Source organism: Aeromicrobium sp. 10G20-16, assembly GCF_055809665.1.
Genome location: NZ_CM147919.1, coordinates 1,565,900 through 1,582,869 on the forward strand (window position 1 = coordinate 1,565,900; position 16,970 = coordinate 1,582,869).

11 protein-coding genes and 3 pseudogenes are annotated in these 16,970 nt (G+C 70.6%); 6 read left to right on the forward strand and 8 right to left on the reverse strand.

Features of this window, described 5'->3' with window-relative positions; all coding sequences use genetic code 11:
• Window positions 1-56: 56 nt before the first annotated feature.
• Entirely contained in the window at window positions 57-659 is a 603-nt protein-coding gene (locus AC0L5F_RS07945; RefSeq protein WP_473316075.1) for an acyltransferase, read from the forward strand.
• Here the strand turns inward: AC0L5F_RS07945 and AC0L5F_RS07950 are convergent.
• Genes AC0L5F_RS07950 through AC0L5F_RS07970 form a run of 5 tightly spaced genes read right to left on the reverse strand, consistent with a single transcriptional unit; the run spans window position 651 to window position 7,125 of the window.
• Entirely contained in the window at window positions 651-1,952 is a 1,302-nt protein-coding gene (locus AC0L5F_RS07950) for a nucleotide sugar dehydrogenase (protein ID WP_473316168.1), read from the reverse strand. The genes AC0L5F_RS07945 and AC0L5F_RS07950 overlap by 9 nt on opposite strands.
• A complete protein-coding gene (locus AC0L5F_RS07955) occupies window positions 1,952-3,529 on the reverse strand; it encodes a glycosyltransferase family 2 protein (protein WP_473316076.1) in 1,578 nt (525 codons plus the stop codon). Before AC0L5F_RS07955 ends, AC0L5F_RS07950 begins: the two co-directional genes overlap by 1 nt.
• Before the next feature lie 4 nt (window positions 3,530-3,533).
• Window positions 3,534-5,048, reverse strand: coding sequence for a glycosyltransferase family 4 protein (locus tag AC0L5F_RS07960; protein WP_473316077.1), 1,515 nt, complete (start codon window positions 5,046-5,048; stop codon window positions 3,534-3,536).
• Window positions 5,045-6,031 (reverse strand): Gfo/Idh/MocA family protein, encoded by a 987-nt coding sequence (locus AC0L5F_RS07965; protein WP_473316078.1) that lies wholly within the window; start codon window positions 6,029-6,031, stop codon window positions 5,045-5,047. The genes AC0L5F_RS07960 and AC0L5F_RS07965 overlap by 4 nt, the downstream gene beginning before the upstream one ends.
• On the reverse strand, window positions 6,028-7,125 hold the full coding sequence (locus AC0L5F_RS07970) for a DegT/DnrJ/EryC1/StrS family aminotransferase (protein ID WP_473316079.1): 1,098 nt from the start codon (window positions 7,123-7,125) through the stop codon (window positions 6,028-6,030). The genes AC0L5F_RS07965 and AC0L5F_RS07970 overlap by 4 nt, the downstream gene beginning before the upstream one ends.
• A gap of 70 nt (window positions 7,126-7,195) precedes the next feature.
• Here AC0L5F_RS07970 and AC0L5F_RS07975 point away from each other — a divergent pair, with 70 nt between their 5' ends.
• The 4 genes and pseudogenes from AC0L5F_RS07975 (at window position 7,196) to disA (ending at window position 11,161) form a co-directional block, all read left to right on the forward strand.
• On the forward strand, window positions 7,196-7,939 hold the full coding sequence (locus tag AC0L5F_RS07975; RefSeq protein ID WP_473316080.1) for a DUF3109 family protein: 744 nt from the start codon (window positions 7,196-7,198) through the stop codon (window positions 7,937-7,939).
• Between the two features lie 41 nt (window positions 7,940-7,980).
• Window positions 7,981-8,616: pseudogene (locus AC0L5F_RS07980) on the forward strand (VOC family protein); the annotation flags it as partial.
• 32 nt (window positions 8,617-8,648) lie between these two features.
• A complete protein-coding gene (gene radA, locus AC0L5F_RS07985; protein ID WP_473316081.1) occupies window positions 8,649-10,028 on the forward strand; it encodes a DNA repair protein RadA in 1,380 nt (459 codons plus the stop codon).
• 44 nt (window positions 10,029-10,072) lie between these two features.
• Window positions 10,073-11,161 carry a DNA integrity scanning diadenylate cyclase DisA gene (gene disA / locus AC0L5F_RS07990; RefSeq protein WP_473316082.1) on the forward strand — a complete coding sequence of 363 codons (1,089 nt, stop codon included), beginning with the start codon at window positions 10,073-10,075 and terminating at the stop codon, window positions 11,159-11,161.
• Here disA and AC0L5F_RS07995 read toward each other — a convergent pair.
• Window positions 11,158-11,820: a hypothetical protein gene (locus AC0L5F_RS07995; protein WP_473316083.1), complete on the reverse strand. Its 663-nt coding sequence runs from the start codon at window positions 11,818-11,820 to the stop codon at window positions 11,158-11,160. The genes disA and AC0L5F_RS07995 overlap by 4 nt on opposite strands.
• A gap of 46 nt (window positions 11,821-11,866) precedes the next feature.
• Between AC0L5F_RS07995 and AC0L5F_RS08000 the strand changes: the two genes are divergently transcribed.
• On the forward strand, window positions 11,867-12,745 hold the full coding sequence (locus AC0L5F_RS08000; protein WP_473316084.1) for an HhH-GPD family protein: 879 nt from the start codon (window positions 11,867-11,869) through the stop codon (window positions 12,743-12,745).
• A 53-nt stretch (window positions 12,746-12,798) separates the two neighbouring features.
• Here AC0L5F_RS08000 and AC0L5F_RS08005 read toward each other — a convergent pair.
• Window positions 12,799-15,325: pseudogene (locus AC0L5F_RS08005) on the reverse strand (ATP-dependent Clp protease ATP-binding subunit).
• Between the two features lie 146 nt (window positions 15,326-15,471).
• Window positions 15,472-16,930: pseudogene (gene lysS, locus AC0L5F_RS08010) on the reverse strand (lysine--tRNA ligase).
• Window positions 16,931-16,970 lie beyond the last annotated feature (40 nt).

The following is a 16,970-nucleotide window of genomic DNA, read 5'->3' on the forward strand; positions in this document are numbered from 1 at the left end:
CATCCTCTCACCGTTGCCCCTCGATACAGTGACCGCACCGACGAGAGGGAGCATCGATGGGCACCGTCAAGGACACCGCACAGGTCGACGATCGCGCGTCCCTCGGGGACGGCACGACCGTCTGGGAGCTGGCCCAGGTGCGCGAGGGCGCCGTCCTCGGCGACCAGTGCATCGTGGGCCGCGGCGCCTACATCGGCAGCGGGGTGCAGATCGGGCACCGGGTCAAGATCCAGAACCACGCCTTGGTGTACGAGCCCGCGGTCGTCGCCGACGGCGTCTTCATCGGCCCCGCCGCCGTGCTGACCAACGACGAGTTCCCGCGCGCGGTCGCCCCGGACGGATCACTGAAGAGCGCCCACGACTGGACCGCCGTCGGGGTCACCATCGAGACCGGCGCCTCGATCGGCGCCCGCGCGGTGTGCGTCGCTCCCGTGACCATCGGCGCCTGGGCACTCGTGGCCGCCGGCGCCGTCGTCACCCAGGACGTCCCCGCCCACGCTCTGGTGGTGGGAGTCCCCGCACGCCGCATCGGCTGGGTCGGCCGAGCCGGCCACCCCCTGACCGACGCAGGCGACGGCACCTGGACGTGCCCGCGCACCGACGAGGTGTACCGCCTCGACGGAGACTCGTTGGTGCTGGTCGAGCAGACCTCAGGCTGAGGACGGCTCCGGCGCGCCGATGACGATGCGCCGCACGCCCTCGAACCGCGCCGGGTCGGTGATCCGACGCCCGTCGACGAGCACCGTGGCGTCCGGGAAGTCCGTGGCGGCGAGATCGCGGTACTCCGCGTGGTCGGCCTGGACGACCAGCGCCGAGACCGACTCGCCGCGGTGGGCCGGCAGCCCGAGGGCCTCCAGCTCCTCGACGGTGTACATCGGGTCGGACACGTACGGCGTGGCACCGCGCGCCCGCAGCTGCTCCACGGTGGGGAACACACCCGAGAAGGCCGTCTCCTTGACCCCACCACGGTAGGCGGCGCCGAGCACCAGCACGGCCGTCCCGGTCAGGTCGCCGGTGGCCGCGGCCAGCAGGTCGACCGCGTGGGCCGGCATCTGGGCGTTGGCCTCGCGAGCCGCGCGCACGACGGTGGCGTCGGGGTCGTTCCAGAGGTACAGCCGCGGGTACACCGGGATGCAGTGGCCGCCCACCGCGATGCCCGGCTGGTGGATGTGGCTGAACGGCTGGCTGTTGCAGGCCTCGATGACCTTGAGCACGTCGATGCCGTTGACCCCGGCGTACAGCGCGAACTGGTTGGCCAGCCCGATGTTGACGTCGCGGTAGGTGGTCTCGGCGAGCTTGGCCATCTCGGCGGCCTCCGCGGTGCCCATGTCCCAGACGCCGTTCGGACGCGGCAGGTCGGGCCGGTCGTCGAAGTCCAGCGCTGCCTCGTAGAACTCGACGGCCTTGCGGGTGGAGGTCTCGTCGATGCCACCGACCAGCTTCGGGTACTTGCGCAGGTCGGCGAAGACCCGGCCGGTGAGGACGCGCTCGGGGCTGAACACCAGCGAGAAGTCCGTGCCGGCCGAGAGCCCGGAACCCTCCTCCAGCATCGGAGCCCACCGCTGGCGGGTGGTGCCGACCGGCAGCGTCGTCTCGTAGATCACGGTCGTGCCGGCGGTGAGGCCCCGCGCGATGTCGCGGGTCGCGGCGTCCATCCAGCCGAAGTCCGGGACGCTGTCCTGGTCGACGAACAGCGGGACGACGACCACGACGTAGTCGGACTCGGCGACGGCCGCGGCGGTGTCCGTGGTGGCGCGGAGCAGGCCCGCATCGACGGCGGTGCGCATGGTGACACCGAGGTCGGCCTCGCCCGGGAACGGCTCCGTGCCGGCATTGACCAGCGCGACGACGTCGGCATTGACGTCGGCACCGATGACCTGGTGTCCCTTGCTGGCGAACTGGACCGCCAGGGGCAGTCCGATCTTGCCGAGGGCGACGACGCAGACCCGCATCATGAGGCTCCTGTTCCTGCTGAGATGGATGTGCTCGACGTCGCGCGCTTCAGCAGCAGGCGTCCGGCGTCGTCGGAGGTGGAGAGGACGTGGTGGCGACGCCACCCCTGTCGCCACTGGTGCACCGCGGCGGTGCCGTCGGGCGACATGATCGTGAAGTCGTACTCATAGTCTCCCAGCACGACGCGCAGGCGCGGCGCGGCGGTGCCGGTGCGGGGCAGGCGACGCGCGGGGACGTGGACGTCGCAGACCACGAACCGGTCGCGGGGGCGCACGTCGACGCGCAGGTTCGGCGGCGGCGCGAACGCCCCGGCACTGGTGCGCCGACCTCGACTCGGACGCACCGCCGTGTCGACCGGCACGAGCACGGCCGACACCTGGTCGGCGCGCAGCCCCTCGATCGCCAGACCGAGACGGATGACGAGGCCGCCCCCCGGCGCCAGCTCGACTCCCTCGCTGCTCATGGTCAACCGCGTGCGGCGCAGCAGTCGGTCGAAGGACTCGAAGGCGTCGTCGGGCAGTGTGCCCTCGCGGAACCCGGGGAGCGCCAGGAACACGTGCGCACCATCGGCCACGACCGGTATCGCCGTGCCGCCGTCGGCCGCGGCCAGCGCGTCGACCACTCGGCGGAGGCCGTCGAGGTCGCCGTGCCGGGCCATCAGGATCGGGACGCGTGCCTCGATCGGCAGCCGCCGGGTGAGGTGCGCGGTCAGGAAGCGGTCGGCCAGATCGGCGATCGTGGCCAGCACGGATCGCTGCACCTCGACCGGATGGGTGAACAGCTCATGGTCCAGGACCCGGGCGATGCTCATGTCGAACTGCCGCTTCATGACGTGGTCGCGCCGATCACCGGGCTCCACGAGGTCGGCGATCGTCTCCATGACGATCTCGGTGGAGCGCAGCGACTCGTCGTAGTCGGCGGTGTAGGTGACGTTGCTGCGATCGGGTCGGGCGTAGGCGAAGTAGTAGTCGCCGTCGACGAGCATCGAGGTCTTGCGGGCATGCACGACAGCCGTCAGGGTGAACGGCTGGTCGCACCGCTGCCGCATGTCCTCGCGGTACCGCAGCCCGAGCGACTCGATCAGCGACCGCCGGAACAGCTTGGAGTTCGACAACGCGTAGGGCAGCGCCGACGTGAACAGGTCGAGGTCCTCGGTGGTCCCCTGCCGGTAGACCCGGGTGGCGACGCCGTGGCCGTCGAGTCCCACGATGGTGCCGAAGACGACGTCGGAGTCCCAGGTGTCGGCAGCGGTGAGCATCCGCTCGATCGCCTCGGTCCAGAGGTGGTCGTCGGACCCGAGGAAGAACACGAATCGGCCGGTCGCCAGCTCGAGGCCGCGGTTGAACGGCGCGGCCGGGCCGCCGGAGTTCGACTGGTGCAGCACCCGCACGGGGCCCGGGTAGGACGCCGCGAACGCGTCGATCACCTCGGCGCTGCCGTCGGTCGACCCGTCGTCGACCAGCACCAGCTCGATGCGGTCGGCACCGAGGGTCTGGTCCTGCACCGACTGCAGGGTGCGGGGCAGCAGGTCGGCGGTGTTGTACACCGCGACGATCACCGAGACATCAGGTTGCACGTCGTCAGTCCTCGGCCAGGACCTCGGTGTACACCCGATCGAGGATCTCGGCCTGGCTCTCCCAGGTCCACGACTCCATCAGCTCGGCGTCGTCGTAGGCCCGGCGGTAGCGCGGCAGGTCGGCGAGCACGCGCGAGACGGCCTCGACGTACGAGGCGGTGTCCTGGGCGGTGAAGACCTCGCCCTGTCCGGTGGCGTGCACCATGTCGGCCATCGCCTTCAGGTCGCTGACCACGATGGGCAGACCTGCGTGCGCGTACTCGAAGAACTTCGTGGCCAGCGAGATCTCGTGGTTGATCCACTTGTGCGCCGGCATCACCCCGATGGTCGCGGTGCGCAGGAACGGCACGATGTCGTCGACGTCGACGTAGGGCAGCAGGTGCAGCCGGTCGACCACCCCGAGCTCCTGGGCTCGGCGCACCAGCTCGCGCGTGCTCTTGCTCGGCGGGAACGCGATCAGCAGGCCGACATGGGTGTCCGGCAGGCTGACCAGGCCCTCGATCATGGTGTCGAGGCCGCGCTGCGGCGCCACCGCCCCGCTGTAGACCAGCAGGGGCACGTCGTCGGCGAGCCCGCACGCGGCGCGGATGTCGATCAGGTGCGGGTTCTCCTCCAGCCCGACGACCGGCGTGTTCATGACGACCGTCGGCGAGGTCGCGAGGTCGTGCTCGGCCACGAGCAGCTCGGCCAACGGCTCGGTGACCGTGATGACGGTGTCGGCATGGGCGGCGAACTGGCGCTCGTGCAGCATCTGCGCCTTGCGCCACCGCGGGTTCAGGTCCCACGGACGGATGCCGGGGAGGAACTCGTGCGCGTCCCACACCAGCTTGACCCGGCGGCCCTGACCGATCGCCCGGGTCTTGGCGCGGGCGCCCACACCCAGCATGCGGAAGTCGTTGGCGTGGATGAGGTCCGGCTCCAGCTGGTCGATCGCCTTGCCGTAGGTGACCTCGAAGGCGCTGAGCGACGGATCGAGCTTGCGCCATGCGGTGGCGCCACCGGTCACGGTCCAGAACCACGTGGTCACCTGGTCGAGCCATCCGCTGAGGTCGCGGCGGGTGGCGCCGAGGGCGCGCGTGCGCCGGATCCGGAACCGCACCCAGCGACCCTCGACCTTGTTCGCCAGCAGTCGAGCCCTGAGCCAGGCCCGGGTGATCGTCGCGCCCAGGCCGTCACGACCTGCAGCCGCCACCAGCTCGGTCTCGATGAAGGACCGGTTGGCCTTGATCTGGATCCGGCGGTAGGCGGCGAACGGACCAGGGCGATACGCCAGCGGTGAGCGCAGCGGAGCGCGGCGGTGCACGTGGCGGCGGCGGTCCATGCCCTCGTCGTAGGGCAGCAGCGTGACCGTGGCGTCCCCCATCATCCAGGTGGAGCGCTCCTTGGACTTGCGGTCACGCCCGAGCAGATGCACGTCCCAGCCCCGCTCGGCCATCGACCGGGCCTGCTTCTGGACGCGTGAGTCACCGATGACGCCGTTGTCGACGAGCATGACGACACGGCGGCCGGCCTGCGTCACTGCTGATCCACCTCGACGGTCTGGCCGGAAGCGGCAGCTCGCAGGATCGCATCGGCCACCCGCACCGTGCGCAGCCCCTGCTCGAGCGTGACGATCTCGGCGGTCCTGCCGAGCACCGCGTCGCGGAACTGCTCGTGCTCGACGAGCAGCGGCTCTCGGCGGCTGATGGCGAAACGCGTCATGTCTCCCTCGGTGACGCCGCGGAACGGGCTCATGGCCTCCCAGTCGCTGGTGATCTCGCCGTTGGCGAAGAACGTGAGGTCCGCGGTGAGGGTGTCGGCCACGAAGCATCCCTTCTCGCCCGTCACCACCGTGGAGCGCTCCTTGAGCGGGCTGAGCCAGTTGACCAGGTGATTGGCCATCGTGCCGCCGCTGAGGTCGGCGATGGCCGTGACCATGTCCTCGTGGGGGCGCCCGCTCTTGGTGACCGTGCGCGCGCTGACCGACACGTAGGACTGGCCCGTGACCCAAGCCGTGAGATCGATGTCGTGCGTGGCGAGGTCCTTGACCACGCCGACGTCGGCGATGCGCCCCGGGAAAGGGCCCTGGCGCCTGGTGAGCACCTGGTAGACGTCACCGAGCTCGCCGGCCTCGAGACGTGCGCGCAGGTTCTGCAGCGAGGGGTTGTAGCGCTCGATGTGCCCGACGCCGCCCACCAGGCCCTTGGCTGCGTATGTGGAGGCCAGTGCCTCGGCACCGGCGACGTCCGAGGCCAGTGGCTTCTCGATCAGCGCGTGGATCCCGGCCTCGGCGAGCTGCAGGCCCACCGGCTCGTGCAGCGCCGTGGGGCAGGCGACCACGGCGTAGTCGATGCCGAGCGCGATCAGGTCCTCGGGAGTCGCGACGACGGGAGCACCGAAGAGCTCACCGCTGAGTCCGGGGTCGGCCACGCCGACGAGGTCCACGCCCTCGAGCCCGGACAGGACGCGGGCGTGGTTGCGTCCCATGGCGCCGGCGCCGATCAGGCCGGCACGCAGCGTCATGCGCCAGCCTTCTCGACCGCGGCGACGATGCGAGTGACGTCGTCGTCGGACAGGCTCGGGTGCACCGGGATGGACACGACCTCGGCCGCGGCCTGCTCGGTGACCGGCAGGTCCCATCGCGGATCGGGCACGCCGTCGGGCGTCAGGTACGGCTTGAGCCGGTGGATCGGTGTGGGGTAGTACACGGCGTTGCCGATGCCGGCGTCGGTCAGTCGAGCCTGGAACCCGTCGCGATCCTCCTGCACGCGCACCGTGTACTGGTGGTAGACGTGGCGGGCGCCCTCGGCCACCGGCGGCACGACGACCGACGTGATCTCGCGGTCGAAGCGGGCCGCGATCTCGCGCCGGCGCTCGGTCCACTGGTGCAGGCGGGTGAGCTGCGTGCGGCCGATGGCGGCTGCGACATCGGTGAGGCGCATGTTGGCGCCCACGATCTCGTTGGCGTACCGCTGCTCCATGCCCTGGTTGCGGAGCAGGCGAAGCGTGCGGGCCAGCTCGGCGTCGCCGGTCGAGACCATGCCGCCCTCGAGCGAGTGCATGTTCTTGGTCGGGTAGAAGCTGAAGCAACCGGTGGCGCCGAAGCTGCCGACCGGGGTGCCGTCGATCGCAGCACCGTGCGCCTGGGCGGCGTCCTCGATGATCGCCAGACCCTTCTCCTCGGCCAGCGCGGTGAGCGCGGCCATGTCGGCCGGATGGCCGTACAGGTGCACCGGCATGAGCGCGACGGTGCGCGGCCCGATGGCGGCTCGTGCCGCGGCCGGGTCCATGGCGAACGAACCGGCCTCGATGTCGACGAACACCGGCTCGGCGCCGGCGAGGCGCACGGCGTTCGCCGACGCGGCGAACGAGAAGGACGGCACGATGACCTCGTCGCCCGGCCCGACGCCCATCGCGAGGAGGGCGAGGTGGAGCGCGGAGGTCCCGGAGTTGACGGCGACGCAGTGGTCGGTGCCGGACACCTCGGAGAACTCCTCCTCGAAGGCCTTGACCTCCGGGCCCTGGACCACCATGCCGCTGCGGAGCACCCGCACCGCGGCCTCGATGTCGACCTCGTCGATGACGGGTTTGGCAGGAGGAATGAACGACTGAGTCATGATGGCTCGATCGTAACGGCTCGCCCCACGGCTTGAAGAATGCCCTGCAGCGGCCATCTACAGTGACGGCGTGCCTGAAGTCGATCTCGGATTCCCCCGGACATTCGTGGAGTTCACCAACCCGGCGGACGCCGACGAGGTGTTCCGCTGCGACCTCACCTGGCTGACCTCTCGGTGGACCTGCATCTTCGGCCAGGGGTGTCCCGGCATCTACGAGTCGAGCCCCGAGGCCGGGTGCTGCACCCTCGGCGCCCACTTCGCCGACGACGAGGACCACCAGCGGGTCGCCGCGGTGGTCGAGCAGCTGACACCTGCGGACTGGCAACGCCACGAGGCCGGTCACGCCGAGGGCTGGACCGAGACCGACGACGACGGGGACCTCAAGACCCGTGCGGTCGACGGAGCCTGCATCTTCCACAACTCACGCGAGTTCGAGGGCGGGTACGGCTGCGCCCTCCACGCGCACGCCCTGCGCACGGGCACCAAGCCGCACGCCACCAAGCCGGACGTGTGCTGGCAGCTGCCGCTGCGGCGGCAGTTCCGCGACGTCGACCGCGGCGACGGCACCACGTACAGCGAGACCTCGATCGGCGAGTACACGCGAGCCGGCTGGGGTCCCGGCGGCGCCGATCTGGACTGGTACTGCTCGTCGAACACCGAGGCGCACGTGGGCACCGAACCGGTGTACCTGGCCAACCGTGACGAGCTGGTCGAGCTGATGGGCGAGGCGGGCTACGAGCTGCTCGCGCGGCGGTGCGAGGAGTACGAACGAGGCGGTCCCCATACTCCGCACCTCGCCGACCCCGCACGCTGACCCCCCGGATCGGGCCGGAGCGCGGCCGGTAACAATGGCATATGCATCTCGACCACATCTCGTTCGCCGCAGGCCCAGGAGGCCTCGCCGCGACGACCGATGAGCTCGGCAGCGCACTGGGGGCGACGTTCCTCGACGGGGGTGTGCACCCTCGCTTCGGGACCCGCAACATGATCCTGCCCCTGGCGAACCGGCAGTACCTCGAAGTCGTGGAGGTCCTCGACCACCCCGCGTCGGACAAGGCCGCGTTCGGCCAGTTCGTGCGGGAGCGGTCAGAAGCCGGCGGCGGCTGGATGGCGTGGTGCGTCACGGTCGACGACATGACCGAGGTCGAGCACCGGATCGGTCGGCACGCGGTTCCCGGCAACCGTCGACGACCCGACGGGTTCAACCTGGAGTGGCGTCAGATCGGCACCAGCAGCACCAAGGCCGACCCACAGCTTCCCTACGTGACGTGCTGGGACATCGACCCGTCCGAGCACCCGTCGCAGATGGCCCCGTCCGACATCACGCTCACCGCGCTCGACATCGCCGGGTCGCCCGACCGGCTCTCGGACTGGCTCGGCGAGCCGGCCATCGACGCGCTGGGCGACATCGAGGTCAACTGGGCCGCGCCCAACGGACTGCCCGGCATCCTCGCGGCCACGTTCTCCACACCCGACGGCACCGTTCGCCTCTCGCTGTCGGACCATCGGCCTAGGCTGACGCCATGGCTGCCACGAAGACCGCACGACCGGCCTACGTCTGCGCCGACTGCGGCTGGACCACCCCCAAGTGGGTCGGTCGCTGCGGCGAGTGCCAGGCGTGGGGCACCGTCGATCTCGCCGGGGCGACGCGCACCGCCGGACGCACCCAGGCCGCTCCCGTCGCGTCGGCCGCCGTGCCGATCACCGAGGTCCGGGTCGAGTCCGCGCGAGCCACCGGCTCCGGCATCACCGAGCTCGACCGCGTCCTCGGCGGGGGCGTCGTGCCGGGCGCGGTGCTCCTGCTCGCCGGAGAGCCCGGCGTCGGCAAGTCCACCCTGCTGCTGGAGGTGGCGGCCCGCTGGGCCCGCTCGGGCCGGCGCACCCTGTACGTCACCGGCGAGGAGTCGGCCGCCCAGGTCCGGCTGCGGGCCGAGCGCACCGGCGCCCTCGACGCCAACCTGTACCTCGCTGCCGAGACCGACCTCGGCGGCGTCCTCACCCACGTCGACACGGTGCAGCCGTCGCTGCTGATCGTCGACTCGGTCCAGACCATCGGCTCGTCCGACGTCGACGGCGTGCCCGGCGGCGTCACCCAGGTTCGCGAGGTCGCCTCGGCGGTCATCCAGCGCTCCAAGCGCGACGACATCGCCACCTTGCTGGTCGGTCACGTCACCAAGGACGGCACCGTCGCCGGACCCCGCGTGCTGGAGCACCTGGTCGACGTCGTCCTGCAGTTCGAGGGCGACCGCGCCTCACGGCTGCGACTGCTGCGTGCGGTCAAGAACCGCTTCGGTCCGGTCGACGAGATCGGGTGCTTCGACCTGGTCGACGACGGCATCGTCGAGGTCCCCGATCCCACCGGCCTGTTCGTGTCGCGCCACGACTCCCCCGTCACCGGAACCTGCGTCACCGTCACCATGGAGGGCCGCCGACCGCTGCTCGCCGAGGTGCAGGCCCTCAGCGTCGAGACCAAGAACCCATCGCCGCGCCGCACCTCCAGCGGGCTCGACTCCTCACGCATGGCCATGGTGCAGGCCGTGCTCACCAAGCACTGCAAGCTCGACCTGTCGCACCACGACACCTACACGGCCACCGTCGGCGGAGCGCGACTGTCCGAGCCGTCGGTCGACCTCGCGGCCGCGGTCGCCCTGGTCTCGGCGCACTCCGACCGGCTCGCACCCCCCGACCTCGTCGCCATCGGCGAGGTCGGCCTCGCCGGCGAGGTCAGACCGGTCACCCACCTCACGGCCAGGCTGCGCGAGGCCGAGCGCATCGGCTTCGCCCGGGCGCTGGTGCCGGCCGGCTCCGAGGGCCTGGAGTCGTTCACCGGCACCATCGCCGTCACCGCCGTGCGCAACGTCGCCGAGGCCATGGACGTTCTGGCTGGACCAGCACCCTTCTGAACGCCCTACACTGATCCAGCCGACCTGAGAAGAGGACCTGTCACGTGCCCGCACCCGAGCCGACTGCGGTCGACCCCGAGCAGCTGCGCCAAGCGCTCGGCTCCGTCGCGCCCGGCACCGCGTTGCGCGAGGGCCTGGAGCGGATCCTGCGTGGCCGCACCGGCGCACTGGTCGTCGTGGGGCTGGACAAGGTCGTCGAGCAGATGTCGACCGGCGGATTCGCCCTCGACGTCCCCTTCACCGCCACCGCGCTGCGCGAGCTGGCCAAGATGGACGGCGCGATCATCCTCGACCGCGATGCCACCCGCATCCTGCGTGCGGGCGTGCACCTGATGCCCGACCCCACCATCGTCACCGCCGAGACCGGCACCCGCCACCGCACCGCCGACCGGGTCGCGCGGCAGACGGGGCTCCCCGTGATGTCGGTGTCGGCCTCGATGCACATCATCGCGCTCTACCTCGGCCCCACCCGCCACGTCCTCGAGGACACCGCGGCCGTGCTCGGCCGCGCCAACCAGGCGCTGCAGACCCTCGAGCGCTACCGCAGCCGGCTCGACGAGGTCTCCGACGCTCTGTCGGCGCTGGAGATCGAGGACCTCGTCACGGTGCGCGACGTCGCCGCCGTCGCGCAGCGCCTCGAGATGGTCAGCCGGATCGCCGGCGAGATCAACTCCTACGTGCTCGAGCTCGGCACCGACGGGCGCCTGCTGTCGCTGCAGCTCGACGAGCTCATCGGTGGCGTCGACGCCGAACGCCAGCTGATCGTGCGCGACTACATGCCCACCGGCCGACGGGCCCGCCCGACCGAGCAGGTCCTCGAGGAGATCGGCACGCTCGACTCCCCCGCGCTGGTCGACCTCGGCCAGGTGGCCGCGGCGCTGCGCATCGGTTCGGCCGACGCGCTCGACAGTCCCCTCACTCCCCGCGGCTACCGGTTGCTGGCTCGCGTCCCGCGGCTGCCGCTCAGCGTGATCGAGCGTCTGGTGGAGCACTTCGGGTCGCTGCAGAAGCTGCTCGCGGCCAGCGTCGAGGACCTGCAGGCGGTCGACGGCGTCGGCGACCTGCGGGCCCGGGGCGTGCGCGAGGGCCTCTCGCGCCTGGCCGAGTCCAGCATCCTCGAGCGCTACGTCTAGGGCTTCTTCGTCGGTGACGGACTCGCACTCGGCGAGGGCGTGGCGCTCGGCGAGGGCGTCGGTCGCGGCTTCAGGTCGAAGGTCGCCTTGCCCGGCTCACCGCCGAGGGTCCCGACCTGCAGCGTGTAGCGCCCCGGCGTCGCGAAGTCCTCGGAGGCGGCGCACGACTTCCCTGAGCCACGACCCGTCCACGACGTCGGGGTGAGCGTCGACCATCCACCCCCGGCCAGCTGCACCGGGCCGGTCAACAGCGACGTCGCGCACAGCGTGGAGTCCCAGATCGGGGTGCCGTTGGCGCTGATGACGGCGATCAGGTCGGCGTCGTCGGGCTGCAAGGTGCACGGCGCCTTCTCCGTGGTGCTGACGATCAGGTTGATGGTGACGGCCGAACCGGCCGCCTGGCCGACCGGAACCGTGGGCGTGACCCGCACCCGCTGCGGGTCGCACGCGGCGGGCGCCGCCGCGAGCGCCACCTCGAAGGCGCCGTTGGCGGGCACGACGGCCGGTGGCGGGGTGGGCGATGCCGTGGCCGCCGGAACCGATGGGGAGTCGTCACCGCCCAGCAGCCGGGTGGCCACCCAGACCAGGCCGATGAGCACCGCCACCAGCACCAGGCGACGACGCCAGTAGATGGCAGCGGGTACCGGTGCTGGGCTCACACCGCCACGCTAACCGCGCGTCGCGGCGTGCGAAGATCGACGCGCCATGACGTCCGTGCCGATCGCCGACCGCGCCGTGCTGCACGAACGTCTGCTCGCGTGGTTCGACGCAAACGCCCGCGAGCTGCCCTGGCGGACGCGACCCGAGCCGTGGGCCGTGATGGTCTCGGAGTTCATGCTCCAACAGACGCCGGTCGTGCGGGTGCTGCCGGTGTTCGAGGCATGGATGGCGCGCTGGCCGACGCCGGCCGCGCTGGCCGACGACTCCACCGGAGAGGCCGTGCGCATGTGGGGCCGCCTGGGCTATCCGCGGCGGGCCCTGCGACTGCACGCGGCGGCCACGGCCATCGTGCAGCGGCACGACGGCGAGGTTCCCGCAGAACGCGAGTCGCTGCTCGCGCTGCCCGGCGTGGGCGACTACACCGCCGGCGCGATCGCCTCGTTCGCGTTCGGCGACCGACAGGTGGTGCTGGACACCAACGTGCGCCGGGTGTTCGCGCGGCTGGTCCGCGGGGTGCAGTTCCCGGCGGCAGCGGTCACCGCCGCAGAGCGGTCGCTGGCGCAGGACCTGCTGCCGGTCACCGACGCCCACCGGTGGGCCGCCGCCACGATGGAGCTGGGCGCACTCGTGTGCACCGCGCGGTCACCACGCTGTGCCGAGTGCCCCGTCGCCGACCTGTGCGCCTGGCGTGCCGCCGGCCACCCCGAGCACGACGGTCCTCCGCGGCGCGGTCAGGCGTGGACGGGCACCGACCGGCAGTGTCGCGGACGACTCATGGCCGTGCTGCGCGACAGCCCGAGCCCGGTGCCCAAGAGCGCCCTCGACGCCGCGTGGGCCGACGACGTCCAACGCGAGCGATGCCTCGACGGTCTCCTCCACGACGGTCTGGTGCACCTGAGCCCGGACGGGGCGTTCGGCCTCTGACACGACGAAGCCCCCGCAGCGACGTTGCGGGGGCTTCGATCGGTCTGCTGACGCTACTCGGCGCTGGTGCTTCCGGCGCCGGCCTCGACGGCCGCCGTGGCCACCTCCTCGAGCTCGAGGGTGGCCTTGTCGCGACCTTCGAAGGTGAACGTCGCGTCGGCGCCCTCACCCTCGACCCCGACCAGCACCAGCTGGCCGGCGCGAAGCTTCTCCGTAGAGCAGCTTCTCGGCCATGACGTCCTCGATCTCGCGCTGCACCGTGCGACGCAGGGGACGCGCACCGAGCACCGGGTCGAAGCCACGCTTGGACAACAGGTCCTTGGCCTCCATGGTGAGCTCGATGTTCATGTCCTTCTCGGCCAGACGCTTCTCCAGCGAGGCGATCATCATGTCGACCATCTGCAGGATCTCGTCCTGAGTCAAGGGCGGGAACACGATGACCTCGTCGACGCGGTTGAGGAACTCGGGCCGGAAGTGCTGCTTGAGCTCGATCGACACGCGCTCCTTCATCTTGTTGTACGACCCCGCGGTGTCACCGGACTGGCTGAAGCCCAGGTTGACGCCCTTGGAGATCTCACGCGCACCGAGGTTGGTGGTCATGATGATCACGGCGTTCTTGAAGTTGACGACGCGACCCTGACCGTCGGTGAGGTGACCCTCCTCGAGGATCTGCAGCAACGAGTTGAAGATGTCCGGGTGGGCCTTCTCGATCTCGTCGAACAGGACCACGCTGAACGGCTTGCGGCGCACCTTCTCGGTGAGCTGGCCGCCCTCTTCGTACCCGACGTAGCCGGGAGGCGAGCCGAACAGGCGCGAGACGGTGTGCTTCTCGCTGTACTCGCTCATGTCGAGCTGGATCAGCGCGTCGTCGTCACCGAACAGGAAGTTCGCCAGCGCCTTGGACAGCCACGTCTTGCCGACTCCCGAGGGCCCGGCGAAGATGAACGATCCGCCCGGACGCTTGGGGTCCTTCAGACCTGCACGGGTGCGTCGGATGGCACGGGACAGCGCCTTGATGGCCTCGTCCTGACCGATGACACGCTCGTGCAGCTCGGCCTCCATGTTGAGCAGGCGGCTGGACTCCTCCTCGCTGAGCTGACCGACCGGGATGCCGGTGGCCTTGGCGAGGACCTCGGCGATCAGGTGCTCGTCGACGACCGCGACGGTGTCGAGGTCGCCGGACTTCCACGCCTTCTCGCGCTCGCCCTTGGCGTTGATGAGCTTCTTCTCCTCGTCACGCAGGGAGGCCGCGGCCTCGAAGTCCTGCGCGTCGATGGCGCCCTCCTTGCGCATGCGGACGTCGGAGATCTTCTCGTCGAACTCCTTGAGCTCCGGCGGCGCGGCCATGCGGCGGATGCGCAGTCGGGCGCCGGCCTCGTCGATCAGGTCGATCGCCTTGTCCGGCAGGAAGCGGTCCGAGATGTAGCGGTCGCCCATCGTGGCGGCGGCCGACAGGGCGTCGTCGGTGATCGAGACCCGGTGGTGCGCCTCGTACCGGTCGCGCAGGCCCTTGAGGATCTCGACGGTGTCGACCACCGAGGGCTCGTCGACCAGGATCGGCTGGAAGCGACGGTTCAGGGCCGCGTCCTTCTCGAAGTGCTTGCGGTACTCGTCGAGGGTCGTGGCGCCGATGGTCTGCAGCTCGCCGCGGGCCAGCATGGGCTTGAGGATGCTGGCGGCGTCGATGGCGCCCTCGGCGGCACCCGCACCCACGAGGGTGTGGATCTCGTCGATGAACAAGATGATGTCGCCGCGCGTGCGGATCTCCTTGAGCACCTTCTTCAGGCGCTCCTCGAAGTCACCGCGGTAGCGCGAGCCGGCCACCAGCGCGCCGAGGTCGAGCGTGTAGATGTGCTTGTCCTTGAGCGTCTCGGGCACGTCGCCGCGGACGATGTCCTGGGCGAGGCTCTCCACGACGGCGGTCTTGCCGACGCCGGGCTCACCCACGAGCACCGGGTTGTTCTTGGTGCGGCGCGACAGCGTCTGCATGACGCGCTCGGCCTCGTCGTCGCGACCGATGACCGGGTCGAGCTTGTTCTCCCGGGCGGCCTGCGTGAGGTTGCGACCGAACTGGTCGAGCACGGCCGAGGAGCCGGTGGGGCCCTCGCTGGCGCTGGAGCTGGCAGCCTCGGACTCCTTGCCCTGGAAGCCGCTGACCAGCGTGATGACCTGCTGGCGCACGCGGTTCAGGTCGGCGCCGAGCTTGACCAGCACCTGGGCGGCGACGCCCTCACCCTCGCGGATCAGCCCGAGCAGGATGTGCTCGGTGCCGATGTAGTTGTGACCGAGCTGCAGCGCCTCGCGCAGGCTCAGCTCGAGCACCTTCTTGGCACGCGGCGTGAACGGGATGTGCCCGCTCGGTGCCTGCTGACCCTGGCCGATGATGTCCTCGACCTGGCCGCGGACGGCCTCCAGCGAGATGTCGAGGCTCTCGAGCGCCTTGGCGGCTACGCCTTCGCCCTCGTGGATCAGCCCGAGCAGGATGTGCTCGGTGCCGATGTAGTTGTGGCTGAGCATGCGCGCCTCTTCCTGGGCGAGCACGACGACACGACGGGCGCGGTCAGTAAATCTTTCGAACATTCGTCCCCCTCAGCGGGTCTGTTCTCTTCAGTCTAGGTGTGCTGGGAAATCCGCGAGACGGATGTCCGCATGTGTAACCCAACCGTCACCCGGACCGGACTGTTCCGCCGTTCGCTGTGGGCAGAACAGCGGAGCCGACAGCGCTTCTACTCCGCGCGCTGCGTCGGGAAGAGGATGGCCTCGCGGATGCCGATGCCCTGCAGGAGCATGACCAGGCGATCGACGCCCAGACCCAGGCCACCGGCCGGGGGCATGCCGAACTCCAGGGCCCGCAGGAAGTCCTCGTCGACGTCGTTGGCCTCGGGATTTCCGGCCGCGGCCTGGCGGGCCTGCTCCTCGAGGCGCTCACGCTGGATGACGGGGTCGTTGAGCTCGGAGTACGCCGGGGCGAAGCTCGACGCCGTTGATGATCAGGTCCCACGCCTCGACGAGCCCCGGCTTGCTGCGGTGCTTCTTGGCCAGCGGCCGCACCGACTCGGGGTAGTCGCGCACGAACGTCGGCTGGATCAGCGTGTGCTCGACCAGCTTCTCGTACAGCTCGAGCACGATCTCGCCGGCGTCCCACCCCTCGCGCAGCTCGACCTCGTGACGGGCCGCGAGGGCCACCAGGTCCTCGACCGACGTCTCGGTGTCGACCGGCTGCCCGACCGCGTCGCTGACGAGGTCGTGCACCGTGGCGTGACGCCATTCGGCCTCGAGGTCGATGGCGGTGCCGTCGCGTCCTGTGACGACGGTGCGGCCGACCGCGCGGGCGGCGTCGAGCACCAGCTCACGCGTCAGTGCGGCCATCGTGTCGTAGGAGCCGTAGGCCTCGTACACCTCGAGCATCAGGAACTCGACGTTGTGCGTGTTGTCGACGCCCTCGTTGCGGAAGGTCTTGGCCATCTCGTAGACCTTGTCGATGCCGCCGACCAGGGCCCGCTTGAGGTGCAGCTCCAGCGCGATGCGCAGCAGGACGGGCTCGTCGAAGGCGTTGAGATGGGTGCGGAACGGGCGGGCCGCTGCGCCGCCGTTGGTGTGCTGCAGCACCGGGGTCTCGATCTCGACGAAGCCGGCCCGATCGAGCGTGCTGCGCAACGACTGCATGACCTTGGCCTTGACGCGCACGTTCTCGCGGGCCTCGGGCCGCACGATCAGGTCGACGTACCGCAGGCGCGCCCGGGCCTCGTCCGACAACGGCGTGTGCTCGTTGGGCAGCGGCCGCATGGTCTTGGCCGCCAGGGACCAGGAGGTGGCCTGCACGCTGAGCTCGCCGCGCCGCGACGTGATGACCTCGCCGGTGACCTGGAGGTGGTCCCCGATGTCGACCAGCTGCTTGTAGGCCGCCAGCCGATCCTCGCCCACCAGGTCCAGCGACAGCATGGCCTGCAGCTCGGTGCCATCGCCCTCCCGCAGCCGCGCGAAGCACAGCTTGCCGGTGTTGCGCTGGAAGATGACTCGGCCGGTGATCGAGACGACGTCGCCGGTCATGGTGTCGGCGCCCAGCTGTTCGGCGTCGTAGCTCTCGACGATCTGGCGCAGCGTGTGCGTGCGGTCGACGACCACGGGGTAGGGCTCGACGCCCGTGTCGATCAGCTGCTGGCGCTTGTCGCGGCGCACCCGCATCTGTTCGGGGAGGTCGTCCTCGGACTCGGCTGGCTGCGTG